We start from the raw sequence: 24596 nt of genomic DNA, 5'->3' as shown, positions 1-24596 counted from the left end.
CACCCATGCGACTGGCAGTCCTCGACATCGGGTCCAACACCGGACACCTCCTCGTGGTCGACGCCCACGGCGGGGCCGCCCCGCTGCCGGCGTCGTCGTACAAGCAGCCGTTGCGGCTGGCGGAGCACCTGGACGACGCCGGCGCGGTGACACGCTCGGGGATCGACGCGCTCGCGGAGTTCACCGCGGAGGCGATGCGGATCGCGGACGACAAGGGGTGCGCCGACCTGCTCGCGTTCGCGACGTCGGCCGTGCGCGACGCCGTGAACTCCGAGCAGGTGCTCGACACCGTGGCCGAGCGCACCGGTGCGCGGATCGACGTGCTGCACGGCGAGGACGAGGCCCGGCTCACGTTCCTCGCGGTGCGCCGGTGGTTCGGCTGGTCCGCCGGGCGGCTGGCCGTGTTCGACATCGGCGGCGGCTCGCTGGAGATCGCCGCGGGCAAGGACGAGCTGCCCGACGTCGCCTGGTCGCTGCCCCTGGGCGCCGCCCGGCTGGCCCGCACGCTCACGGAGCCCCCCGACCAGGCCGAGCTGCGCGAGCTGCGCCGCCGGATCCGCGTCGAGATCGCGCACGACGCCGGGAACCTGCTGCGCGAGGGCAGCCCCGACCGGGCCGTGGCGACCTCGAAGACCTTCCGCTCCCTGGCCCGGATCTGCGGCGCGGCACCCGCGGCGGACGGGCCGCTCGCCCACCGTGCCCTGCCGCTGGACACCCTGCGGGAGACCATCCCGCGGCTCGTGGAGATGACGCACAAGCAGCTCGCCGGCCTGCCCGGCGTCTCGCCGCAGCGCACGCACCAGATCGTGCCGGGCGCGCTCGTCGCCGAGGCCTGCATGGACATCTTCGACCTGACCGAGCTGGAGATCTGCCCGTGGGCCCTGCGCGAGGGCGTGATCCTGGAGCGGCTGGACACGCTGCCGCACCGCGAGCGCGCCTGAGCGGCGTTATCTGGCGATCCGGCGAGACTGTGCGTTCAGGTGGTCCGTCATCGTCCTGATCCAGTGGACGACGGCGGTCCGCTGGTGTTCGTCGCACGCCTCGAGCAGGGCGTCCGACTCGCGCTCCAGGATCGCGCGGGCGTCGGACAGCACCCGGTCCCCCGACGTGCCGACGGCGGAGATCAGCACGCGGCGACCGTCCGTCGGGAACGGCTCGCGCTGTACGTAGCCGCCCTCGACCAGGCGGTTCACCAGGCCCGTGACCGCCCCTGCCGTGAGCCCCGTGCGCCGGGCGAGCTCGCTCGCGGTGAGCGGGCCGCTCCGCTCGATGGCGCTCAGGGCCTTGTGGTCCCCCGGCGACAGCCCGCGCCGCACGCCGACCGACTCGTGGAACAGCACGTACGCGTCCGAGAGCCCGGCGACGAGGCGGGGCTCAGCCGCAGCAGCGCGCGGATCCGGTGCCGGGTTCACATCGCTCACTGTAGGGGCCCGCGCCGCTCGTGACGCCCCGGTACCACCTACTGGCGCAAAGCCGTCACCACGACGAACACGGTCGACGTCGCGCCGATGACGAGACATGTCCCGGTCAGGACCGCGAGCATCCCGGCGCCGGGCATCACCGGCCGGTCCGGCCGCGGGCCCGCGGCACGGAGCCGCGCGGCGAGCCCGCGGAAGCGGAGCGTCCCGGCCCACAGCAGCGCCGCCCCGCCGACCAGTGCCAGCAGGGGCAGCGCCAGGCCGAGCACCGGGTGGCTCTGGCCGAGGTAGCGCGCCGCGATGACCGTCCCCGCGGTGACGGTCAGGATGGTGCGACGCCAGGCCAGCTCCGCGCGCTCCGGCTGGAGCCCGGCGTCCCACGGGACGCTCACGGCGGCGGCCCGACGATCAGCGCGGCGCCGATCAGCACCGCGACGACGAACACGCCGATCACGGCCGGGAGCGCCGAGAGGGGCGACGGCAGCGGCCGGTGGTGCCGCAGCGCCCGCTCGGTACGCATCCATCCGAACCAAGCCTGCCAGACCAGCGCGACACCGGTGGCGACGAGGATCAGGGAAGCGGTCAGGCGCAGCGCCGGGTCCAGCGGCGACGCCAGCGCCTCGAGCGCGACCGCGCCGGCGACGAACGCCAGCGACGTACGGATCCACGCGAGGAACGTGCGCTCGTTGGCGAGCGAGAACCGGACGTCGGGCTCGGTGCCGGAACTGTAGATGCGGCGGGGCAGACGGCGCTCGGGTCTCACCCGCTCATCGTAGGCGCCCGGCGCTCACCCGTTCCGGATGATCCGCCGCACGGCAGCGCGCACGGAGGGTGGACGCATGAGCACTCCGACATCGCGGCTCGAAGCACGCATCGCCGAGCTGGAGGCGGAGAACCGCACGCTCCGCGAGCGCCCGGGGGCCACCCGCCGCCGCCGTGCCTGGCGCACGGCGCTCGTGGCGTCCCTGATCGTGGTCGCCCTGCTGCTCACGCCGGTGGCGGCGATCAGCACGTGGGCGCGGGGGCAGCTGGTCGACACGGACCGGTTCGTGTCGACGTTCGCGCCGCTGGCGCAGGACCCGGCCGTGCAGGAGTACCTGGTGGACCAGGTCACGGCGGCGATCGAGGAGCAGGCCGACATCCCCGCGCTGACGTCCGACGTGTTCGACGGGATGCGGGCGCTGGACCTGCCGCCGCGGGCGGCGGCGGCGCTCGAGCGGCTCGAGGGTCCCGCGGCGCAGGGGTTCGAGGCGCTGGTGGAGCGGACGGTGCGGCGGGTGGTCACGAGCGAGCAGTTCGCGGACGCCTGGGCGACGGCGCTGCGTGCCAGCCACCGGGAGGCCCTGGCGCTGATCCAGGCGGACCCGGACGGCGTGCTCCGGCTGGAGGCCGGGGGTGAGCTGACGGTCCAGCTCGGCCCGGTGATCGAGATGGTGCGGGAGCGGATGGTGGACCAGGGGCTGGACTTCGCGGCGTCGATCCCGGTGGTGGAGCGGAGCGTGCCGGTGGCGGACGCGGACGGGCTGGTGCTCGCACGCTCGGTGTACGCGCTGGCGGTCGGGGTGGGCACCTGGCTGCCCTGGGTGCTGGCGGCCCTGGCGACGGCGGGGTGCCTGCTGGCGCGGCAGCGTTCGAGGGCGCTGGTCGTGACCGCGGTGGGGTTCGCGGTGATGACGGGGCTGCTCGCGGCCGGGATCGGCGTCGGGCGGCTGTACGTGGTCGGGTCGGTGAGCCCGTCGGTCCTGCCGGCGGACGCGGCCGAGGCGTTGTACACGCAGGTGGTGGAGGCGTTGCGGGCGACGGCGGTCGCGGGGGTGGTGCTCGGTCTGCTCACGGCGGTGGTGGCCTGGTTCGCGGGCCCGTCCCGGGGCGCCGTCGCGTTCCGCGGCCTCGCGGGCAGCGGTATCGGGGCGGTGCGCGACGCGGCGGCCCGTCACGGAGTGACGACGGGCACGTTCGGGGTGGTCCTCGAGCGCTGGCGCGGAGTGGTGCGCACGGCGATCGGGGTCGTCGCGGTGGTGGTCGTGCTGGCGACGCGGCCGCTGGAGACGCCCACGGTGGTCGGGGTCGTGGCCGGGAGCCTCGTGGCCGTCCTGCTCGTCGAGCTGCTGCGGCGGCCCGCGGGCGCGGCGGAGGTGCCCGGCGCCGCGGCTCCGGCGGGCGGGGAAGGCTGAGTCACGTCAGCGGCTCGGCCTTCGCGGCGGCGAGCTCGGCGTCGGACAGGACGCCGGGGGCGTGCGCGCCCAGGTGCGCTCGAACAGCGGCATGCCGACGGCCGAGCCGGCCGCGAGACCGCCGTGTCCCCCCGGGTCCGCCGGTCAGTGCTCGCCGAAGACCTCGCGCAGCGCGGACTCCTGGTCCTCGCTCAGGTTGGTGAAGAGGAGCTCGGGCGCCTCCTGGCCGCCGAACGCCTCGCGGATCTTGTCCACGACGCCCTCGGAGGTCATGACGAACAGCGCGGAGGTGCCCGGGGTGATCTCGTCGCGGACCCGCTTGATGAAGTCGTCGTCGATGCCGACGTCGGTCAGCGCGCCGCCGAGGGCACCCGTGGCGGCGCCGATCGCGGCGCCCAGCAGGGGGACGAAGAAGAGCAGCCCGAACAGCATGCCCCAGAAGGTCCCGCCGAGGGCGCCGGCCGCGGTCGTGTTGGCGAGCTGCCGGGTCTTGGGCTTCTTGGCGCCCTCGGCCCAGGACACGGTCGCCGCGTCGTGCAGGGTGACGAGGTTCTGCCGGGCGAGGCCCTGCAGGGTCGCCGAGGCGGCCTCGGCGCCACCCGGGCTCGTGAACTTCCAGACGGTCAGAGTGGCCTTGGCCATGACGGACTCCCTGTTCGACGGTGTGGAGGTACTGACAAGGTCATGTCACCCCGCGCGAGCGGATCCGGCCTCACCCGTTTCCGGTGAACCATCTTCGTCCCGCTCGCCCGGCTCGTGCGCGAGCGCGTCCTCCGGCGAGGCGTACAGGCGCGGCTCGTCCGCGGAGCCCGCGCGGGCCAGGACGTCGCGCACCTGCCCGATCCCCTCCGCCAGCACCAGCTCCGCCCCGGCGCGCCGCACGTCGGCCCGGAGCTGGGCGAGCATGGCCGCGGCCGTCACGTCGATCGACGGCGTGTCGCGCACGTCGAGCACCACGAGCCGCAGGTCCGGCACGTCGTGGGCCAGCGCCCGCACGCGCCGGCGCACGTAGTCGGCGTTCGCGAAGATCAGCGACGCCTCCACGCGCACGACCAGCGCCCCGGACGGTACCGGCAGCCCGGGGTGGTGGCCGGCGTCCACCCAGACCCGGTCCGTCCCGTCGCCGACGGGCGCGAGGGGCGTCACCCGCGGCCGCGACGCCCGCGCCAGCAGGAGCAGCAGCGAGACCACGACGCCGATCACGAGCCCTGCCAGGGTCTCGAACAGCAGCACACCTAGCAGCGCGGCGAGCGCCCCGGCGAAGTCGGCCCGCGCCGTCACCTGGTAGACGCGCGCCAGGCGCCCGGTCCGCACCCGCCACAGCCGCCGCAGCGCGGCGAGGTCGACCAGCTCGACGACGGCGGCGATGACGACGGCGGCGAGGGTCGCCATGGGCAGCATCTCGAACAGGCGGGTCAGGAACAGCAGGGTCAGTACGGTGAGGGCCGCGGCAGCCAGCCCGGAGACCTGGGTCCGGGCGCCCGCGCCAGCGTTCACGGCCGTCTTGGACAGGCTGCCGTTGACGACCATCCCGCCGAAGAGGCCGGCACCGAGGTTGGCGGCACCGAGCCCGACGAGCTCGCGGTTCGGGTCGATGTCGTAGCCGTCGCGGGCGGCGTAGGTGCTGGAGGCTCCGAGCCCTTCGGCGAACCCGACGAGCATGACGCCGACCGCGCCCGCGAGCAGCTCCCCCGCCTGCGTCAGGGTGACGTCCGGAACGCCGAGGCCGGGCAGCCCGGCCTCGATCTCGCCCACGACGGCCAGCCCGTGCTCGTCGAGGCGCGCGATGACCGCCACGGCGATCGCCGCGAGGGTGACCAGCAGGGCCCCGGGCAGGAACGGGACCACGCGCCGCAGGAGGAGGACGGCGGCGAGGCTGCCGACCCCGACGGTGAGCGTCAGCGGGTCCACGGTCCCCAGGCCGCGGAGCACCGCCCCGAGCTTCTCGAAGAAGTCCCCGGAGCCGCCGGCCACGCCGATCAGGTCCGGGACCTGGCCGATCATGATCGTCAGGGCCAGCCCGACGATGAACCCCTTGAGCACCGGCTGCGAGATGAGCGTGGCGACGAAGCCGAACCGCAGAAGGCCTGCCAGGACAGCGACGACGCCGGTCGCGACGGCGAGCCCGGCGGACAGGACGACGGCGTCGTCGGTCCCGGCCGCCGTCGCGCCCACGACGCCGGCGGACAGCGCGGCGGTCGCCGACATCGGCGCGACGACGAGGTGCCGGGAGGTACCGACGAGCGCGTAGACCACGAGGGCCGGGAAGGCCGCGTACAGGCCGACGACGGGCGGGACGCCGGCGATGGTCGCGTAGGCGAGCGACTCGGGCACGAGCACCGCCCACACGGTCAGCCCGGCCAGCAGGTCGGGGCGCGGGCGGAGGCGCCCGAGGCCGGCGAACGAGGGCGCGAACGGACGGGTCATGACCTCTCCTCGGGGCCGGCCAGATCCTCCAGGGCATGCTCCCCGCGGCCGCTCTCCTCGTCGGACATGACGCTCCCAGGACGTACCGGAATCCCACCGTCGCCGCCGGACCGCCCCGTGCGCGTCACCCGGTTCGGGTGACCCCGTCCGCGCGCCCGGGCGCGAGAGTGGTGCCGACACCGCACCGAGGAGAGCTGCCATGGTCACCGCGTCGCCCGAGTGAGCCGGCACCCCGGCACCCGAACAGGAGGCACCACATGTCACAGCGGATCCCGGCGCAGCCGGTACCCCAGCAACCACGGCCGAGGGTGAACGCGGGACGGCTCTGGGCGGGCGGTGCCGCCGCCGCGCTCGTCGCCGCGCTCGTGGCGATCGCGGGAGTCCTGCTGTCCCGTGGCGTCTTCGGCATCCCGATCCTCGCGCGCGAGGAGGACGGCGCCTGGGGCGACGCGACCACCTGGTGGTACGCCGGGGCGGCGGCCCTCGCCGCGCTGGCGGCCACCGCCGTGGTGCACGCGCTGATCCTCACGACGCCCGAGCCGCAGAAGTTCTTCGGCTGGATCGTCGGCGTGGCCACGGTGATCGCGGTCCTGCTGCCGTTCACCACCGGTGCGGGGCTCGACGCCAAGATCGCCACCGCCGTGCTCAACCTGGTCCTCGGCGCCGCGATCGGCAGCCTGGTGACCGCCGTCGGCCGCGGCGCGTCGCGCTGGGAGAACCCGTCGGCGGCCCGGCCGCCCGGTGCGTACCCGCCGGCCGGGCCGGCCTGAGCGGACCGCGCGGCGCGTCAGGTCCGGGACCGCGACGGCTCCTCGTGCTCGGGGAGCCGCCGCACCTCCACGAGCGTCAGGCCGAGCTCCTCGATCCGGTTGATGACGCCGTGCAGCTGCGCCTGGTCGGTGATCGGCCCCGCGAGAGCCGCGCCGTCCGGCTCCTCGGTGTACTCGAGGTCCGGGAAGCTGCTCAGCAGGACCGACGACACGGGGTTCGCCAGCGCGAATCGGTACCGCATGGATGCCCCCCGAGGACGGCCGTCGTGGTTCACCACCAGGTTCGCCCGGGGCTCCCGGCGGGCGCCTCGCCCGGCGGGGGTGATCCGGTGCGTCTCAGAGCAGCCCGCGGCGGCGGGCCTCGAGCACGGCGCCGCGGCGCCGCGAGACGCCGAGCTTGCGGTAGACGGACCCCAGGTGCGTCTTGACGGTGTTGAGGCTCACCCCGCGGGCGTCGGCGATCTCCTGGACCGACATCGGTGAGGGCAGGTCCCGCAGGAGCTCGCTCTCGCGCTGCGTCAGCGTCGGCGCGACCATCTGGTGCCCGGTGGCGGCGGACTGCCGGGGCAGGGCGCGCAGCAGGTCGGCGACGAACCCCTCCGCGCGGCCGAACCGGCCCTGGTGCGCCACCAGCATCGGCAGCACCGACTTCCACGAGTCGATGAAGGGCCGACGGAAGTTCTGCGGCGCGGCCCGGTCGAGCGCGCGCCGCAGCTCGTCGAAGGCGTGCGTGGTCCGGTCGCCCTCCGCGTCCAGCGTGGCAGCGAGCACGTCCGCGTACACGGCCGTGGTGGGCACGTGCATGGGCAGGTCGCCGTGCAGCACGGGTTCGAGCATCCGGCGCGCCTCGGCGGCCCGGCCCCGGGCGGCGACGAGCGAGCCGCGGGCCGTGCAGGCCTCCGCGCTCTGCGGGAGCAGGCGCTCCATGAGGTCCGTCGCCTCGTTCGCCCAGGCGTGCTCGCCGACGGCGACGGTCACGCGCCGCAGCTGCCCGACGGCCGAGCCGACCATCATCGGCGAGACCCGCTCCGCGAGCGGCGAGCGCCACACGTCGTGGAACGCCTCGACGGCGCGGTGCCGCGCCCGCCCGCTCGCCGCCTCGTAGGCGGCGAGCCAGTACATCGAGCGCACGCCGAGCTCGACCTCGGCGTTGTTCACGTCGTCCACGGAGCGCAGGCCGAGCCCCGCGTACCGCGCCTGCCCGCTGTCGTCCCCGGTCAGGAAGGACGTCCACGCCGCCATCGCGTAGGCGTACGCGAGGCGCGGCGACGACGCCCAGCCGCGCGGCGTCGCGAACTCGATGGCGGCCAGGGCCCACCCGCGGGACGCGGCGAAGTCCGACGCGGCGCCCGTGAGGCCCGCGAGCTGCGACATCGTCGACAGGACGAACTGGTCGTAGCGGCCGGCGCGGGCGAGCCGCAGCGCCCGCTCCAGGTCGCCGATCGCGCAGGCGTAGTCGCCGCCGCGCATGCGTGCCGGCGCCCGCTTGTGCAGCACGAGCAGGTCGACGTCGGCGTCCCCGGTGGACTCCAGCCCGAGGAGGCCCGTGGACGCCAGGGCCTGCCCGACGTCGCCGTCGGCCAGCGCCCGCTCGACGACCGCGGCGCAGCGCAGCGCGGCGACCCGCGGCTCCCGGGAGGGCCCGAGGGCGTCCACCTTCGCCAGCCGGGCGTCGGCGGAGGCCAGGTCGGGCAGGTCGAGGGCTGCGAGCGCCGCCACGGTCGCGACGGCGACGTCGTCCCGGACGGCGGGGCCGGCGGCGTCGACGGTGTCGGTGACCAGCCGGGCGCGGCCGGACAGGATCATCGCCGGGCCGCGGATGCGGAGCAGCTCGGCGAGGTGGCCGTCGTCGCCGGCCCTGGCGGCGTGGTCGAGGGCCGCGGCGGGGTTGCCGTGCGTGGCGAACCACCGTGCGGCGGCGGCGTGCTGGCGGCGGGGCGCGGCGGCGTCGCGGTGGGCCAGGGTCGAGGCGAGGTAGCTGCGCAGGAGGCCGTGGTAGCGGTACCCGGAGGTGTCGGCGAGCCCGGTGACGAGGGCGTTCTCGCGGCTCAGCCGGTCGAGCAGGTCGCCGGCGTCGGCGCGGCCGGACAGGTGGGCGGCGAGCTCCACCGTGAGCTGTTCGGGCACGCAGGTGGACAGGAGGAACTCGTGCAGGCCGACCGGCAGGTACTGCACGATCTCGGCGAACAGGTAGTCGGCGACGGCGCGCTGGTCGCCCTCGAACGCGGCGATGAAGGTGGCCGGGTCGCCGACGGCGGCGAGCGTGACCTGGGCGAGCCGCAGGCCGGCGGCCCAGCCCTCGGTCCGGGCCACGATGCGGGAGACGTCCGCGGCGGGCAGGGGTGTCCCGAGGGCGGTGAGCAGCTCGGCCGCCTCGTCGTCGGTGAAGGCCAGGTCGGTGCCGCGGACCTCCGCGAGGGTGCCGTCGAGGCGGCGGCGGTGCAGGGCGAGCACGGGGTCGGACCGGCTGACCAGGACGATGCGGAGCTCGGGCGGGAGCCCGGCGAGGAAGGTGTCGAGCGCCCGCAGGACGGCGGGGGTGCGCAGATGGTGCACGTCGTCGAGCACGAGGCGGCGCACGGGGGTCCGGCGGGTGACGACGTCGCGCAGAGTGGTGACGAACGCGGCCTCCTCGCCGTCGTGCGGCGGGCTCAGCGCGTCGAGGTGTGCGCGGGAGTCTCCGGTGGCGGCCTCGGCGAGCGCGGCGAGGAGCGCGGACCAGAACTCGTCCGGGCGGTCGTCGCGGGGTTCGAGCGCGAGCCAGGCGACGGCCTCGCCGTGCCGGGCGGAACGGCGGGCCCAGTCGGCGACGAGCACGGTCTTGCCGGCTCCGGCCGGGGCGCACACCAGGGTCACGGGGCGTGCGCCGACGCGGCCGGCGACGAGGCGGCCCCTGCGGACCGCTCCGGCGGGTTCGGGGGGAATGTGCCGTCGATGCGGTGTCACCAGCACGCGGGCACCGATTCCGTCGTTCATCGCCGGGCCTGTCCCCTCAGTCGCCCTGAATGCACCTGCGACCACGAGATCCCCGAAATCCCGGCGTTCCGTGCCGGTTTCAACTCCTCGGGTGATCCTTTCGAAACGGTAACCCCGGAGTTTTCCGGCCGCTATTCGGAGCGTCGTCGCGGGCGTTCTTCCCGGTGCCGTTCCGGGCGTTCTTCCGGACGCCGCGGGGGGTGCGCCTGCGGGTCCTGGAAGAGCGGGGACTCGACGAGCTCATGACGCTCCAGGTAGGTCGACGCGACCGCCTGGATGGTCGCCGCGACGGGGAGCGCCAGGAACGCCCCGAGCGGACCGAACACGGCACCGAACGCGAGCACGGCGACGAAGCTCACCGCGGGGTTCATCTCGAGCGCGCGTGCCGAGACCTTCGGTGCGAAGTAGAGGTTCTCGAGCTGCTGGTACCCGATGACGAACGCGAGCACCCCGAGCGCCTGCGGCAGGCCCTGGGAGGTGAGGGAGACGGCGACGGGCAGCGCGCCCCCGATGTAGGTGCCGATCGTCGGGACGAACTGGGACACCACGCCGGTGAAGACGCCGAGGGGGACGGCGTAGGGCGTCCCGAGGATCATCAGGAAGACGGTGGTGAAGACGCTGGAGAGCGCGGCCAGGACGATGCGCGAGGTGATGAAGTCCGAGATCTTGCGCTGCGAGATCTCCCACAGCCGCAGGACCTCCTGCTGCCGGCCGGGACGCAGCCACCGGCAGACGGCGGCGCGGAACCGCGGCCCGGCGGCCAGCAGGTAGTAGGCGACGAGCAGGACCGTGAAGCTCGCGAACAGCGCCCCGAGCGCGGTGGTACCGACCAGCAGCGCGCCGGACGCGACGTCGTCCCCGTACTCCCCCACCGCCTGGTGGACGAGCTCGTCGGACGCCGGGAGATCGACGCCGAACCGCGCGGTCGCCGTGTCGACCAGGCTCGTGTAGAGGCCGGGCACGGCGCGGAGGAGCGCCACGAGCTGCCGGGCGAACAGGTTGCCGAACAGCGCGAGGAGCACGGCCGCCGCGGTCACCGCGGTCGTCAGCACGACGCCCGCGGCGACCCCGCGGCGCCAGCGGCGGCGCACGAGCCGCAGCACGAACGGTTCGAGGGCCTGCGTCAGGAAGAACGCGACCAGGAGGCTGACGCCGAGGCCCTGCAGCTTGCCCAGCGCGTTCCACGCGAAGATCGCGACGAACACCGCCACCACCGTGAGGAACAGGGCCGCGGGCACCCAGCGCGGGACGCGGCGTGGCGGGCCGTCGCGGGCGGGCCCGGCGGAGGGCCGCTCGCCGGCAGGAGTCTCGCCGGCAGGAGGTTCCGGGACGGGCCGCGTCATCGTCGTCCCCCGTTCCCGGAACCCGAGCGGACGCAGGATCCGGACCGCGCCGCTGGTTCGCACGCTACCCGCCGGGCACGCCACGCGCTCGGCGGCGGGGCGCGCTCCTCAGGCTCCCGGCGTCACCAGCCCCGTCTCGTAGGCGAGCACGACGAGCGCCGCGCGGTCCCGCGCGCCGAGCTTCGCCAGCAGCCGGGACACGTAGGTCCGCGCCGTGGCGGGCGACAGGTACAGCTCCCGGGCGATCTCGTCGTTCGTCAGCCCGCGCCCGACCTGCTCGAGCACCTCCCGCTCGCGTCCGGTCAGCCGGGCCACCTGCCCGGCGAGCCGCTCGTCCGCCGCGCCCGGCGCGTCCGCGACCGCCCGCATGACCGTGGCCGTCACCGCCGGCGACAACAGCGGGTCCCCCGCCGCGACCGTGCGGACCGCGGCGCGCAGGTCCGGCGGCGCCACGTCCTTCAGCAGGTAGCCGGACGCGCCCGCCCGGATCGCGGCGAACACGTGCTCGTCCTCGTCGAACGTCGTCAGCACGAGCACCCGCACGCCGTCCAGGTCCGGGTCGGCGACGATCTCCCGCGTCGCCACGATGCCGTCGAGCCGCGGCATGCGCACGTCCATGAGCACGACGTCGGGCCGCAGCGACCGCACGAGCCCCAGCCCGGCACGGCCGTCGGGCGCCTCGCCCACCACCTCGATGTCGCCGTCGAGCTCCGCCAGCGGGCGCAGCCCGGCGCGCACCAGCTCCTGGTCGTCGACCAGCACGATCCGGATCATGCGTCCAGTCTCGCCGGAAGGTCGGCGACGACGGCGAACCCGCCGCCCGGTGCGTCGCCCGCGCGCAACGTCCCGCCGAGCAGCCCGGCGCGCTCGCGCATCCCCGCGATCCCGGCGCCCTCGGGAGCGCCGCGCGCGCCGCCGCCGTCGTCGGAGACCTCGACCCGCAGGCTCTTCCCGACGGTGGCCACGACGTGCGCACGGCGCGCGCCGGCGTGCCGCAGCACGTTCGTCAGCGCCTCGGTCACGATCCTGGACGCCATGGCGTCCACGGCGGCGGCGACCGACCCGGGCGGCACGTCCACGTCCACCACCACGTCGAGCCCCGTGCTCCGCGCGGGCGCGACCAGCTCGCCGATCCCCGCCAGGCCGGTCACGCCCGCCGGCGGGGCGTCGTGGCCAGGGGGGCGCGCCGCGCCGCGCAGCACCCTCACCGTGGCGCGCAGCTCGTGCAGGGTGCCCGACGTCGCGGACCGCACGTGCTCCAGCGCCTCCAGCGCGGCCCTGTCGTCCCGGCCCACGGCCTCGGCGGCGACGTTCGCGTGCAGCGCGACCACGGCCAGGTCGTGCCCGACGACGTCGTGCAGGTCGCGTGCGATCCGCAGGCGCTCGGCCTGCATCCGCCGCTCGGCGGCGCGCCCCTCCTGCGCGGCGGTGAGCGCACGGACCTGCGCGGCCCGTTCCCGGGCCTCGCGCGCGAGCCGTACGGCGACCCCGAGCGCGATCGCGGCGGCGACGAGCGCGACGTTGGTCAGGAGGTCGTACACCGTCAGGTAGGCGTCCGGGTCGGGGTCGCCGACACGGTAGTAGGTGGCGACGGCCAGGAGGACGACGCCGGCCCCGACCGCCCACCCCGTGCGGTGCAGCTCCGCCGCCGAGTACAGGGCCGCCACGGCCGGGAGTGCCATGCCGATGGGCACGAACCCGAGCGCGTAGTAGGTGAAGATCCCGAGCACCGTGAGCAGCAGCACGAGGCGCGGCGCGCGCCGACGCAGCAGCACCGTCGCGCCCAGCCCGGCCGCGAACGCGTAGGCGGCGGGCTCCGCGGCGTCGCCGCCCTCGGAGGCGACGGCGACGACCACCGCGATCACGAGCCCCATCGCGAGCGCCAGCACGACGTCGGCGACCCAAGGCCTGGGCCTCGCGGCCGCACCGGCCGCCGGTTCGGACGCGCTGGTTCCGGCCACGACCCCACCCTAGGTCCCGCCCACCGGCCGTGAGGTGGGTCAGGGCAGTTCCCGGGGCAGGTGTCGCCCCCGGGCGACATCCGGCGTCGTCCGACGACGGCGTGAGATGACGCCTGCGGGCCGATGTGGCGGGCGGGCGCGGCGGGCGATCGTCGGGGCATGACCTCGCACGAGACACCTCAGCCCGTCCCGCCGGCCCTGCCCGCGCCCGGCCGCATCCCGTGGGTGCTGGTCGCCGGCCTGGCGTCCCTGGCCCTGCTGTGGCCGCTGACCGCCCTGACCGGGCTCGGCTCCGGAGCGCCGCGCGCGCTGGCGATCGTCGGGACCACCGCGGCCGTGTGGATCGGCGTGGCCGGGTTCGGCCGCGTCGCCCGCCCGGTGCTCACCCTCACCCTGACGGGCGTCGCGTTCGGCGTCCTGACGCTGCTCCTGTCGCTGGTGTTCGCGAGCGTCGACGGCGCGGCCGTCGGGTTCGGCGGCGGCGCGGCCTGGACGGCCCTGCCCGCGCTCGCCATGGACGCGTTCTGGGGGTGCGTGGCGGGGCTGATCGCGCTCGGTGTCCAGAAGGCGCGCGGGGAGGCGAGATGAGCGGCCGCGACGCACCGGCCGCCGCGACGCTCGGCGTCGCGCTCGCCGTCTCCGGGTGCGGCGCGCTCGGAGGCTCGGTGACGCCGGTACGCGCCGCGGAGTTCGACACCGCGCTCGCGATCCCGCCGCTCGCCCGGTCCTGGGTCGTCGACGGCGTGCGGACGTTCGACCTCACCGCACAGTCCGGCACCACCGAGTTCCGGCCGGGCGTCGAGACCCCCACCTGGGGCTTCGACGGCCCGTACCTCGGCCCGACCCTGCGGGCCGAGCGGGGCGAGCAGGTCGCGGTCCACGTCACCAACGAGCTCGACGAGCCCACGAGCGTGCACTGGCACGGCATGCACCTGCCGCCCGCCATGGACGGCGGGCCGCACCAGGAGATCGCTCCGGGCGGGACGTGGGAGCCCACCTGGCGGATCGACCAGCCGGCGGCCACTCTCTGGTACCACCCGCACCCGCACGGCACCACCGAGGAGCATGTGTACCGCGGGCTGGCCGGCCTGTTCCTCCTGGACGACGACGCCTCACCGGGCCGAAGGACACGGTCTACCTGGAGCCGGGGACGACATACCGCCTGCTGATGCGGTTCGAGGACTACACGGACACCGAGGTGCCGTACATGTACCACTGCCACATGCTGCTGCACGAGGACGAGGGGATGATGGGGCAGTTCCTCGTGGTGGGGCCGGGCGACGACGTCGCACCGGGCGCGGCCACCGCCCCGGGCGGAGCCGCGGCCGGTCACGAGCACCGGCGGCGCGAGGGCCGGCTCACGCCGTCTCCAGGACCGCCCGGGCCGCGTTGTGGCCGCCGAGGCCCGAGACGGCACCGCCGCGCCGGGCGCCCGCGCCGCACAGCAGCACGGGGCGGTGTGCCGTCGCCACGCCCCAGCGAGCCGCCGGGGTCGTGAGGTCGGCGTCGTCGTCGGCCCACGGCCAGGCGAGGTCGCCGTGGAAGATGTGGCCGCCCGGCATGTTCAGGTCCGCCTCGATGTCCTGCGGGATCTTCGCCTCGATGCAGGGCGTGCCGTCGGCGTCCCGGGCGACCACGGACGCGACGGGGTCCACCAGGTGCTCGTCCAGGGAGGCGATGGCGCGGGCCACGGCCCGGGCCTTGCGCTCCTCGCGGGTGGCGGGGTCGTCGAACAGCGTGGCGGGCAGGTGCAGGCCGAAGTAGGTCAGCGTCTGCGTCCCGGCGGGGACGTCGCCGAGGACCGACGGGTCGGTCAGGGAGTGGCAGTAGACCTCGCCGGGCATGCGGGCGGGCACCTGCCCGGCCGCGGCCTGGGCGTACGCGGCCTCCAGCTCGTGGTAGTCCTCGCTGAGGTGCAGCGTGCCGGCGAAGGCCACCCGCGGGTCCGCGCCGGACCGCAGCCGCGGCAGCCGGTCCAGCAGGAAGTTCACCTTGAGCTGCGCGCCCACCGGCTTGGCCACCGGCCCCGGGGCCTCGCCGAGCAGGGCGTCCAGCACCCACGGGGCGACGTTCGCCAGCACGAACCGTGCACGGAGCGTCTGCCCCGCCACCGTGACCTCCGCGCCGTCGTCCCCCGGCCGGACCGCCGTGACCTCCGCGCCCGTGACCAGCTCGGCGCCCGCCGCCACGGCGGCCGCGGCCAGGGCGTCCGTGACCGCGCCCATGCCCCCGACCGGGACGTGCCACTCCCCCGTCCCGTTCCCGATCAGGTGATAGAGGAAGCACCGGTTCTGCACCAGGGAGGCGGCGTGCAGGCTCGCGAACGTCCCGATCAGAGCGTCCGTCGCGACGACGCCGCGCACGGTGTCGTCCGCGAACCGCCGCTCCAGCGCCTCGCCCAGGGGGCGCTCCACCAGGTCGCGCCAGAGACCGGCGTCCGCCCGGGCGCGCAGCTCCCGCTCCCGGGGCAGCGGCCCCGTGAGGGTCGGGGCGACGACGCCGGCCAGCTCGCCGACCGACGCGTAGAAGGCGCGCCACGCGTCGTACTCGGCGTCCGACCCGGTCAGGGAACGGAACGCGGCCGCGGTCGCGGGACCCTCCGGGCGCTCCACCAGCAGCCCGCCAGGCAGCCCGTCGCGCACGACGGGCGTGTAGGACGCCGTGACGCGCGGCGCCGTGCGCAGGTCGAGTCCGAGGTCCCGCACCACCTCGTCGGGCAGCAGGGAGACCAGGTACGAGTACCGCGACAGCCGGGTCGGGCGCCCGGGGAACGCCTGGGCGGAGACCGCGGCGCCGCCGGTGTGGCCGAGGCGTTCGAGCACCGCCACGGACAGCCCGGCACGCGCCAGGTAGGCGGCAGCGGTGAGGCCGTTGTGGCCACCTCCGACGACCACGACGTCGTACTCGGCTCGGGTCGCGCGGTCACTGGTCATGGCGGGCCTCCGGCATCCTCGGCTGTCGCGTGCCAGGCCATCCTGCCCGACGGTGCCCGCAGCGGAGACGACGCCGGCGAGGCCACGGACACCGGGGACACCAGGAACACCGTCGGGGATTCGCTTTAGCGCGTATCACGAAAATGGCGATTCCGCACCGCGGGGAATCCACGGTGAATGGCATCACGCGATCCGGAGGGCAAGACCAATACTTCACCCGGCAAGATGTCGCATACCCACGCCGTGAAGGCATTACGAACGCAGTTCACCTACGGTCTCTACCGGCGACAAACCGACATGTCGCCATCCCGACACGAATGGAGAGACATCATGAGCGCTCTGGTCGACCTTTTTCTCACGCTGAACCTCGACCTGTCGGCCGCCCTGGAGATCTTCCTGGGTCCGCTGTCCTGATCCTGGCCGACAGCGCCACGACCTGGCCACGACCTGCCGCCGGGGCGTCCTCCCTCACGGGGAGGGTGCCCCGGCGCCGTCGTCGCGTGACACCAGCGCGTATCGGGTGAATCTTTTTTTTCGTTCATCACCGTCGTGACTTGTCTCATCTGTAATCGACGTGTAAGCCAGGTGCAATACGCCTGCGTTCAGGCTGCCGCACGCCTGTGCTGTGAAGTTCCCCATGATCCCGGCGCGCCTACCGTGATATCCGGCGGCATAGTGCTGAGGCCGTCGTTCCGACACACGAAGGAGATGGATCATGGGCATTCTGGACGGACTCCTCGCGGCGATCATCGCGATCTTCGAGGGCCTGGGCGTTCCGCTGCCGGTGCCGCCGGTGCCGCTCCCCTGACCTCGCCTTCGCCGTCTCCTCGGACTCGGCCAGGCATGGCGTGAGAAGCCGGGGCCTCCTGACGGGAGCGCCCCGGCTTCCTCGTGCCGGCCAGGACCCGAGCGCGGGTCAGAACCCGAGCGTCGGCAGCGGTACCACGTCCGCCAGAGCACCGGCGAGCTGGTTGTAGCCGAGCGTCAGGAACATCACCGCCACCAGCACCAGGAGCACGTTGACCCACCAGCGGCTGCGCCACTCGCGGGGCACGCTCGACGAGTTGTTCAGGAACAGCAGCGTGATGGCGAGGAACGGCATGAACAGCGATCCCAGCGCGCCGTAGGCGATCACCAGGGCGATGGGCCGGTCCAGGAACAGCAGCGCCATCGGCGGCAGCGTGAGCCACAGGATGTAGGCGCGGTAGTAGGGGCCGCCGGCGCCGCGCCGCGGGTCGCCGTCGGGTACGCCGCGCGACGTCGCGACGAAGTCCGCGAACATCAGGGACACCCCGTGCCAGACGCCGAGCAGCGACGAGAACGTCGCCGCGGCGAAACCGACCAGGAAGACCGGCGCCAGGTAGGCGCCGTAGCGCTCGGCCAGTACGTCGGCCAGGTCGACGAGCCCCGCCTCGCCGTCGCCCACCGTGAGCCCCGACGAGTACAGCAGCTCGGCGCCCACGACGAGCATGGCGATGACGAAGACGCCGGACATGACGTACGCCCACGCGTTGTCGATCCGCATGACACGCATCCAGCGCGGCGTCGACCAGCCCTTCTCGGAGAGCCAGTAGCCGTAGGCCGCGAGCGTGATCGTGCCGCCGACGCCGCCCGCCAGGCCGAGCGTGTAGATCACGCCGCCCTCGGGGATCCGCGGGACGAGGCCGCTCGCGACGTCGCCGAGGTTCGGCGTGGTCAGCAGCGCGGAGCCGACGACCGTCACGAACATGACGCCCACCAGCACGGCGATGATCTTCTCGAACGGCTTGTACCTGCCGAACCAGACCAGCAGGAGGCCGGCGACGCCGGACGCCATCGCCCACCAGCGCAGCTCGACCCCGGGCAGGAGCGCGTTCAGCGCCAGGCCGGTCCCCGACATCGCGGCCGCGCCGAAGCTGAACCCCCACACCACGATGTAGATCCCGAAGTAGACGGTGGCCCACAGCCCGAGCTGCTTCCAGCCGTCGAAGATCGTGCGGCCGGTCGCGAGCGTCCAGCGCCCGGCACCCTCGACGAGCACGATCTTGATCAGCACGCCCGCGATCGCCGCCCACAGCAAGGCGTAGCCGTACTGGCTGCCGGCCACCATCGTGGCGACGAGATCGCCGGCACCGATCCCGGTGGCCGCCACGACGATCCCGGGGCCGACGATGCTCCAGCGGGGAACGGTGCCGTCGGCCCCACCGCCAGCCGGGCGGGCCGTCGCGTCCGCAGACCCGTCGTTCACCTCCGCAGAGACCTCATTGTCCTTTTTCATCCGGTGACTGTACCCACCACCTCCCGGCCGCCGGAACCCCGCTACCTCCTCCCGCGCGGCTCACGCCCGTCGGCGGGAGGAGGTGGTGGCGGCGGGCAACCGCTGGATCCTGCCCGGCGGCGCGGCAGGTCGTGACCGGGGAGCTGCTCGGCCTGAGCGCCTGAGGACGCGCCCGACGACGGCGTCGCGCCGGACAGGTCCCCGGGCCCGGCCCCGCTGGGCCCGGGGACCCCCCGCACTGGGCCCCGGGTTGAGCCGCTGGACCGTCGTGGCCTGCGAGGACGGGCCCGTACCTTCGGGTCCGTGACCGCCGCAGACGCTGGTGCCGCCGCCCGCCCCTGGACGCGCCCGCACGCCCGTACGCCCGACGACGCCGGCCAGGCGCTGCCGGAGTACGTGGGCGTGATCGGGGTGATGCTGCTGGTCGTCGGAGTCGTGCTCGCCGCCGCGACGCCGGTGGGCGCCGACGTGAGCGAGCAGCTGATCTGCGCGGTCTCCCCGATCGTCAAGGAGGATGGGCAGGACGACTGCGGCGACGGAGCCGGCGGGGCCCCGGGCGACCGCCCCGGCGGCGAGGGCGGTGCCGCGGACGAGTACAGCCCTCCGGCGGGCGACTGCGAGGAGGACGTCACCTTCGACCACGTCCAGGTCGACGCCGACTGGACGTCGTCCGTGGTGCAGATCGGCTGCGAGTGGCAGCCGGTCCCGGCGACCTGCCTGTTCGTGAACCTGCCGGCCGGCTGGCTGGACCGCGGCGAGGGTGACCGCGTCTACCGGGCGGACGAGATCCAGGACTTCGTCGACTGCGTGACCGGCGGCCGCGGCGGTCCGAGCGAGGATCCGAACGACGAGAGCTGCGTCGACGCGGTGCCCGCCAGCGGCGAGCTGGACCCGGACGCTCCCCCGAAGGTCCAGGTGGGCTGCAAGGAGCTCCCGGTGCCCCGCGGCTGCGAGGAGGAGTGGGAGCAGTACGAGGACGCGGCGAGCGAGAAGGAGCGCGCCGGGGCGTCGGGCTGGCTGGCCAACTGCGTGGCGGACCGGTACGAGTCCATGGAGCCCACGTGCGTCGTGGAAGCCACCGGACACGTGGACGACACCAAGATCTCGTTCCTGTTCTTCCGCTGGGGCGGCAGCAACGGCACGCTCGTCGAGAAGCTCGGCGACGGGCGGATCCGCATCCACGTCCTGCGGGGCGTCGAGTTCGGCGTGGGCGCGAGCGGCGACGGCGTCGGCGGCTCCCCCGTGAGCTTCGACATCGCCGGGATCACGGGCTACTCGAAGGACAAGACCTATGAGTTCACTGACATGTCCACGGCCCAGGAGTGGATCGACTGGTACAAGAAGTACGACAACGTGAACGGCAACGCGCCCTACTGCTGGACGTCGGGCACCATCCCCGCCGTGCACTGCGACCACAGCGACGAGGAGGCCGCCGACGAGCTCGCCCAGCAGGAGCCGGAGCACCACGAGCTCGCCGAGGCGGACAGCGACACCCGGAAGGTGAAGTTCAAGGGCGGGCTGAGCATGACGGGCGAGGCCGGCCAGTTCAGCCTGAAGGGCAGCATCGAGGGCGGCTACGAGGGAGAGGTCCAGGTCGAGGAACGGCTGTTCTCCGACGGGAGCCAGACCGCCACCTCGACGTCGTCGGACATCGGCGGCTTCCTGATCGGCGCGAAGCTCGGCGGCAAGCAGCCCTTCACCAAGCAGGGCGACAAGACGACCAGCAGCGGTGGCGGCGGTGCCGGCGGCAAGGTCGGCATGGAGTGGAAGGGCACCACGAGCACCACGGTCGCCTGGGACAAGGACGGCGAGCTGTCGAAGCTCATCATCACCATGGACGACCAGGTGATGCGGACCCTGTACAACGCCGGCATCAACGTCGACGTGGCGCTGCCCTACGGCTTCTCCGTGGGCGGCGGGTACAAGAAGTCCGAGGAGGCGGGCACGATCTCGACGCGCCAGCTCATCATCGACTTCAACCAGTACCCGGAGCTGCGGGACCGGCTCGGCCCTGAGATCGACGAGGTCTTCCCCCGCGACGACGAGGGCCGGCTGATCAAGGACGACGTCGAGATCGACGGGAACGACGAGGACGGTGGCGAGTTCTACGAGGCCGCCGAGGACTACGCGAACGTCCGTGAGCTGAAGTACGACGCGAGCAAGACCACCGAGGGTGGTGACCTCGGCCTGAGCTGGGAGGGCCTGAACCTGTTCTCCGTGGAGTGGACCTCCGTGGACGAGGAGAAGACGCTCTCGGAGTCCTCGTTCGAGGTGACCGACGTCGAGGGCGGCAAGCAGACCACCTCACCGGCGCCGCAGTGCCGGGCGAAGGACTTCGAGGAGCCCGAGGGCTACTACTCCGACGACTTCTCGGACCCTCCGACGGCGAACGCCGACTCCGAGCACGACCTCGGTGCGGAGTACTACGACAACGAGACGCCGAAGTACACGGACGGCACCTACCCGGGTACCGACTACGACGGTGACGTGCCGGGCGACCGCGCCGAGCGCGTCCACTCGCTGCTGGACGAGTACTCCGCGGCCTTCCCGGACACAAACATCCTGGTCGTCAAGGACTTCGGGAACTTCTCCTTCCGCGGCGCCACCGGCTGGGAGCACCTGGCGACCGTCGACGGCATGGACGTCATCGCCATCGACGAGGGGACGGTCAAGAACAAGGGCGACGGGGGCTGGATCAACTGGGGCTTCACGGGCAGCTACGACTACGACAGCGACAACAAGTCGGTGCGGTTCAGAAGGCGGTAGGAGGCGCCGGGAGCACCCAGGCCTGCGGCCACTCGCCGTCGCAGTCGTAGATCTGCAGGTCCGCGCCGGGCGTGTTCGGCGAGATCGTCGAGACGTCCGGCCGCCGTCAGCCGGCGGTGCTCTCCCGGACGCGCAGGACGTGCGGCGCCGTGACCTCGACCGCCGGCGAGCCGGGGTCGCCGAGCCGCGCCACGATGCGGGCGACGGCCTGCTCCGCGATGAACGGCGTGTCCAGGGAGACCGTCGTCAGGCTGGGCCGGGAGTACCGCCCCTCCCCGATGTCGTCGATGCCGACCACGGCGACGTCGTCAGGAACCCGCAGGCCGGCGTCGAAGACCGCCCGCATCGCGCCCATCGCCAGCAGGTCGGAGTAGCAGAAGATCGCGTCCGGAGGCGTGTCCAGCGTCAGCAGCGCCGTGGCGGCCTCGTAGCCGTCGGCGCGCCGGTAGTGCGGCGCGGGCCGCAGCAGCTCACCGGCGGGCTCCAGCCCGGCGTCGCGCAGGGCGCGCTCGTACCCGGCCGTGCGGTGCTCCGGCGTCGCGTAGCCCTCCTCGGGCTGGGCGCCGATGGCGGCGATCCGCGTCCGCCCGCACGCCACGAGGTGCTCGACGGCGTCGTAGGCCGCCTGGACGTTGTCGATCGCGACGTGGTCGTAGCGCCCGTCGAACTCGTGCTCGCCGAGCAGCACGAGCGGGAGCGTGCTGCTCGACTGCATCTCGAGCAGCTCGGAGCGCGTCACCAGAGGGCTGAACAGCACGCCGTCGAACAGCATGTTGCGGTCCGCGCCGGTCAGGAGCCGCCGTTCCCGCTCGTGGTCGTGCCCGGTCTGGTCGACCATCACGCGATAACCCTCCGCCGCGGCGGCGTCGATGACCGCGCGCGCCAGGTCGGCGAAGTACGGCACGTCGATCTCCGGCACCACGAGCGCGAGCACCCCGGTCCGGCCGGTGCGCAGCGTGCGGGCGACGGGGTTCGGCCGGTAGTCCAGCTCCTCGATCGCCCGCTCGACGCGCTGCCGCGTCCGCTCGCTGACGTGGACGAACCCGCTCACCACGTTGGACACGGTCCGGACCGAGACCTCGGCCCGTTCGGCCACGTCGCGCAGCGTCACCGGCATGCGTCGCTCCTTTGCTCGGGGGTGCTCGGGGTGCCGCACCAGGGTTGTTGCAACGTGTGCAAGTGTAGGCTACGTTTGCACACGTTGGAAAAGCGCGGGGAGCATCACGCGCCCCGCTCCAGAACGCACAAGGGAGTGCCCCAGATGCACCCGACCTCCACCACCGCACGCCGTCGCGCCGGGCGCACCGGCGCCGGCGTCGTCGCCGCCCTCGCCACGGCCGCCGTCCTGGCCGCCTGCGGCCCCGAGATCACGTCCGGCGCCCCCGAGGACGGCCCCGACGCGGACGTGCTCCAGCCGCCGGCCGAGGACTCGCCGTCGGGCGAGATCACCGTCTGGGACCGCTCCGGCGACCTGTTCGACGTGTTCGACGCCGCCATCGACGACTTCAACGAGGTCTACCCGGACATCACGGTCCACCACGAGGCCGTCGACATCGACGCCAAGCTGCAGAACACGCTGATCACCGGCACCGACGTACCCGACGGCGTGTTCGTCGACGACGCCGTCGTGGCCGGCGTCGCGGACCACCTGTGGGACCTGGACCAGGTGCTGGAGCCGTACGCGGACGACGTCGCACCGCAGAAGATCGACGTCAACACCGTCGACGGCGCCCTCTACGGCGTCCCGTTCGACCTCGACCCGGGCCTGCTCTACTACAACGCGACGGCCCTCGAGGACGCGGGCGTGGACCCGTCCGAGATCGAGACCTACGACGACCTCCTCGACGCGGCGCGCGAGTACCAGGAGGCGGTGCCCGGCTCGGCCCCCGTCCACCTCGAGCAGAGCGCGTTCCTGGGGCAGCTGCAGCTCGAGATGTACGCGAGCCAGCTCGGCACGAGCATCGCCGACGAGAACGGTGAGCTGCGCCTCGACTCCGCGGCGTACGACACCATCCTCACCTGGCTGGACACCGTCCGCCAGGAGGGCCTGGGCACCCGTGCCGAGTACCTCTCCCCCAGCGATGTCGGCGCCCTGGAGAGCGGCGACCAGGTGTTCTACCCGTGGGCGATCTGGTTCAGCTTCGCCCCCGAGCAGCAGCTGACCAGGACCGCCGGCGACTGGCGCGCCATGCCCCTGCCCGCCTGGGAGCCCGGCGGCGCCCGCAGCGGCGCCATGGGCGGCTCGTCGTTCGTGCTGCCCAAGGACGGCGAGAACTCGGAGCTGGCGTGGCTCTTCTACGAGTTCCTCATGTACGACGAGGCCGGCTGGACCGCCGTCTGGGGCGAGAACGACACCTACCCCAACGGCCTGGCGACGTCGATCCCCGCCTACACGCCCGCCGCGGACCCGGCGAACCCGTTGTTCGGCCCGGTCGAGGGTCTGGGCGGCCAGGACCTGTGGACCACGGCGGTCGAGGCGGGCGCCGAGATCCCCGGCGGCGCGCCGATCCCGCCGTGGTGGGCCGGCGCCGTCGACTACCTCGGCACCGACGTGCAGCGCATGTACGACGGTGACCTCACGCCCGACGAGGTGATCGAGCGGTCGACGTCCGACATCCAGTCGAACCTGGTCGACCGCCAGTGACCACGCCGACCCTGGCCGCCGCGCCACCCTCCCCGGCTCCACAGCACCGCGCGCGACCGGGCCGCTCACGCCTGTCCCGGAGGATCGCGCCGTACCTCTTCGTGCTGCCGTTCGTGGCGGTCTTCGCGGCGTTCAGCGCCTACCCGATGCTGTTCACGCTGCAGCTGAGCTTCACGGACTGGCACGGTGCGGGCGCGGCGACCTGGGTCGGCTGGGACAACTACACGTACCTGCTGGGCAACCCGGCGTTCTGGGGCTCGCTCGCCAACTCGGCGGTGCTGTGGCTCCTGGTCGTCCCGGTCCAGCTCAGCCTCGGGCTCGTCGTGGCGGTCCTGCTGAACAGCGCGAAGATCCGCATGCGGGCGGTGTTCCGGGTGTCGTTCATCGTCCCGTTCGTGACGCCGCTGGTCGCCGTGGCGCAGATCTGGGTGGTGGTGTTCGACCAGGACTACGGCGCCGTGAACAGCATGCTGAACCTGTTCGGCCTGCCCGACGTCGGCTGGCTCACCACCAGCGCCTGGGCCAAGCCCACCCTGGCCCTGCTCTTCCTCTGGAAGACGACAGGCTTCGTCGTCATCATCCTGCTCTCCGGGCTGCAGTCGATCGACGGCACGGTCTACGAGGCGGCCGAGCTCGACGGCGCGTCCCGCCTCCGCACGCTGTGGAGCATCACCGTGCCGCTGGTGCGCCGCACCCTCATGTTCTCGGTCGTGCTCCAGACCCTCGCGGTCTTCCAGATGTTCGCCGAGCCGTACGTCGTGACCGACGGCGGCCCCTACAACTCGACCACCACGGCAGGGCTCTTCCTGTACGACCACATCGGCCGCGCCGACCTCGGTACGGGAGCGGCGAACTCCTTCCTGCTGGTCGTCATCGTCATGGCCCTGTCGCTGCTGTTCGTTCGGCTGCTGCGGACGGAGGACTGAC

The 24596-nt window shown here is 73.7% G+C and carries 22 protein-coding genes; 9 read left to right on the top strand and 13 right to left on the bottom strand.

The genetic code is table 11. The features are described from left to right. Positions 1 to 5: 5 nt before the first annotated feature. Positions 6 to 941 carry a Ppx/GppA family phosphatase gene (locus ACYU96_RS09450; RefSeq protein ID WP_460752138.1) on the top strand — a complete coding sequence of 312 codons (936 nt, stop codon included), beginning with the start codon at positions 6 to 8 and terminating at the stop codon, positions 939 to 941. Between the two features lie 6 nt (positions 942 to 947). Here the strand turns inward: ACYU96_RS09450 and ACYU96_RS09445 are convergent, their stop codons facing one another. The 3 genes from ACYU96_RS09445 to ACYU96_RS09435 are packed head-to-tail and all read right to left on the bottom strand — an operon-like array spanning position 948 to position 2181. Further along, the gene (locus tag ACYU96_RS09445) at positions 948 to 1412 is read right to left on the bottom strand and encodes a MarR family winged helix-turn-helix transcriptional regulator (protein WP_460752135.1); all 465 of its coding nucleotides are present in this window, start codon (positions 1410 to 1412) and stop codon (positions 948 to 950) included. Between the two features lie 47 nt (positions 1413 to 1459). Then, positions 1460 to 1810: a DUF202 domain-containing protein gene (locus tag ACYU96_RS09440; RefSeq protein ID WP_460752132.1), complete on the bottom strand. Its 351-nt coding sequence runs from the start codon at positions 1808 to 1810 to the stop codon at positions 1460 to 1462. Then, entirely contained in the window at positions 1807 to 2181 is a 375-nt protein-coding gene (locus tag ACYU96_RS09435; protein WP_460752129.1) for a YidH family protein, read from the bottom strand. Before ACYU96_RS09435 ends, ACYU96_RS09440 begins: the two co-directional genes overlap by 4 nt. 76 nt (positions 2182 to 2257) lie before the next feature. Here ACYU96_RS09435 and ACYU96_RS09430 point away from each other — a divergent pair, with 76 nt between their 5' ends. Beyond that, entirely contained in the window at positions 2258 to 3592 is a 1335-nt protein-coding gene (locus tag ACYU96_RS09430) for a hypothetical protein (protein ID WP_460752126.1), read from the top strand. Positions 3593 to 3736: 144 nt separating this feature from the next. Here ACYU96_RS09430 and ACYU96_RS09425 read toward each other — a convergent pair whose 3' ends face one another. Then, entirely contained in the window at positions 3737 to 4234 is a 498-nt protein-coding gene (locus ACYU96_RS09425; protein ID WP_460752124.1) for a DUF1269 domain-containing protein, read from the bottom strand. 45 nt (positions 4235 to 4279) lie between these two features. Then, entirely contained in the window at positions 4280 to 6019 is a 1740-nt protein-coding gene (locus tag ACYU96_RS09420) for a SulP family inorganic anion transporter (protein WP_460752121.1), read from the bottom strand. A gap of 257 nt (positions 6020 to 6276) precedes the next feature. Between ACYU96_RS09420 and ACYU96_RS09415 the strand changes: the two genes are divergently transcribed. Continuing rightward, the gene (locus ACYU96_RS09415; RefSeq protein ID WP_460752118.1) at positions 6277 to 6789 is read left to right on the top strand and encodes a DUF6069 family protein; all 513 of its coding nucleotides are present in this window, start codon (positions 6277 to 6279) and stop codon (positions 6787 to 6789) included. A gap of 17 nt (positions 6790 to 6806) precedes the next feature. On the opposite strand, the gene ACYU96_RS09410 is transcribed toward ACYU96_RS09415, so the two are convergent. The 5 genes from ACYU96_RS09410 to ACYU96_RS09390 form a co-directional block, all read right to left on the bottom strand. Beyond that, the gene (locus tag ACYU96_RS09410; RefSeq protein WP_460752116.1) at positions 6807 to 7031 is read right to left on the bottom strand and encodes a hypothetical protein; all 225 of its coding nucleotides are present in this window, start codon (positions 7029 to 7031) and stop codon (positions 6807 to 6809) included. Between the two features lie 94 nt (positions 7032 to 7125). Next, positions 7126 to 9765 (bottom strand): LuxR C-terminal-related transcriptional regulator, encoded by a 2640-nt coding sequence (locus ACYU96_RS09405; RefSeq protein ID WP_460752113.1) that lies wholly within the window; start codon positions 9763 to 9765, stop codon positions 7126 to 7128. A gap of 131 nt (positions 9766 to 9896) precedes the next feature. Further along, positions 9897 to 11171 carry an AI-2E family transporter gene (locus ACYU96_RS09400; RefSeq protein ID WP_460752111.1) on the bottom strand — a complete coding sequence of 425 codons (1275 nt, stop codon included), beginning with the start codon at positions 11169 to 11171 and terminating at the stop codon, positions 9897 to 9899. 45 nt (positions 11172 to 11216) lie between these two features. Further along, on the bottom strand, positions 11217 to 11882 hold the full coding sequence (locus ACYU96_RS09395) for a response regulator (protein ID WP_460752108.1): 666 nt from the start codon (positions 11880 to 11882) through the stop codon (positions 11217 to 11219). After that, positions 11879 to 13069 (bottom strand): sensor histidine kinase, encoded by a 1191-nt coding sequence (locus ACYU96_RS09390; protein ID WP_460752105.1) that lies wholly within the window; start codon positions 13067 to 13069, stop codon positions 11879 to 11881. Before ACYU96_RS09390 ends, ACYU96_RS09395 begins: the two co-directional genes overlap by 4 nt. Positions 13070 to 13228: 159 nt before the next feature. Here ACYU96_RS09390 and ACYU96_RS09385 point away from each other — a divergent pair, with 159 nt between their 5' ends. Together ACYU96_RS09385 and ACYU96_RS09380 are read left to right on the top strand one after the other, a co-directional pair. Then, positions 13229 to 13657: a hypothetical protein gene (locus ACYU96_RS09385; RefSeq protein ID WP_460752103.1), complete on the top strand. Its 429-nt coding sequence runs from the start codon at positions 13229 to 13231 to the stop codon at positions 13655 to 13657. Then, positions 13654 to 14238: a multicopper oxidase domain-containing protein gene (locus ACYU96_RS09380; RefSeq protein WP_460752100.1), complete on the top strand. Its 585-nt coding sequence runs from the start codon at positions 13654 to 13656 to the stop codon at positions 14236 to 14238. Before ACYU96_RS09385 ends, ACYU96_RS09380 begins: the two co-directional genes overlap by 4 nt. 189 nt (positions 14239 to 14427) lie before the next feature. Here ACYU96_RS09380 and ACYU96_RS09375 read toward each other — a convergent pair whose 3' ends face one another. Beyond that, on the bottom strand, positions 14428 to 16002 hold the full coding sequence (locus ACYU96_RS09375; protein WP_460752098.1) for a phytoene desaturase family protein: 1575 nt from the start codon (positions 16000 to 16002) through the stop codon (positions 14428 to 14430). A 177-nt stretch (positions 16003 to 16179) separates the two neighbouring features. Here ACYU96_RS09375 and ACYU96_RS09370 point away from each other — a divergent pair, with 177 nt between their 5' ends. Then, positions 16180 to 16416 carry a hypothetical protein gene (locus ACYU96_RS09370; RefSeq protein ID WP_460752095.1) on the top strand — a complete coding sequence of 79 codons (237 nt, stop codon included), beginning with the start codon at positions 16180 to 16182 and terminating at the stop codon, positions 16414 to 16416. A gap of 502 nt (positions 16417 to 16918) precedes the next feature. Here ACYU96_RS09370 and ACYU96_RS09365 read toward each other — a convergent pair. Beyond that, entirely contained in the window at positions 16919 to 18259 is a 1341-nt protein-coding gene (locus ACYU96_RS09365) for an Nramp family divalent metal transporter (protein ID WP_460752092.1), read from the bottom strand. Between the two features lie 303 nt (positions 18260 to 18562). Here ACYU96_RS09365 and ACYU96_RS09360 point away from each other — a divergent pair, with 303 nt between their 5' ends. Continuing rightward, on the top strand, positions 18563 to 21025 hold the full coding sequence (locus ACYU96_RS09360) for a hypothetical protein (protein WP_460752090.1): 2463 nt from the start codon (positions 18563 to 18565) through the stop codon (positions 21023 to 21025). Between the two features lie 106 nt (positions 21026 to 21131). Here ACYU96_RS09360 and ACYU96_RS09355 read toward each other — a convergent pair whose 3' ends face one another. Beyond that, on the bottom strand, positions 21132 to 22142 hold the full coding sequence (locus ACYU96_RS09355) for a LacI family DNA-binding transcriptional regulator (RefSeq protein ID WP_460752088.1): 1011 nt from the start codon (positions 22140 to 22142) through the stop codon (positions 21132 to 21134). Positions 22143 to 22286: 144 nt separating this feature from the next. On the opposite strand from ACYU96_RS09355, the gene ACYU96_RS09350 reads away from it, so the two are divergent. Both ACYU96_RS09350 and ACYU96_RS09345 read left to right on the top strand, forming a co-directional pair. Then, positions 22287 to 23669, top strand: a complete 1383-nt coding sequence (locus ACYU96_RS09350; RefSeq protein WP_460752085.1) for an ABC transporter substrate-binding protein — start codon at positions 22287 to 22289, stop codon at positions 23667 to 23669. Next, entirely contained in the window at positions 23666 to 24595 is a 930-nt protein-coding gene (locus ACYU96_RS09345) for a carbohydrate ABC transporter permease (RefSeq protein ID WP_460752083.1), read from the top strand. Before ACYU96_RS09350 ends, ACYU96_RS09345 begins: the two co-directional genes overlap by 4 nt. The last annotated feature ends 1 nt before the right edge of the window (position 24596 follow it).

This window comes from Myceligenerans cantabricum (genome assembly GCF_054777735.1).
This window is presented reverse-complemented; position numbering and strand designations above follow the sequence as displayed.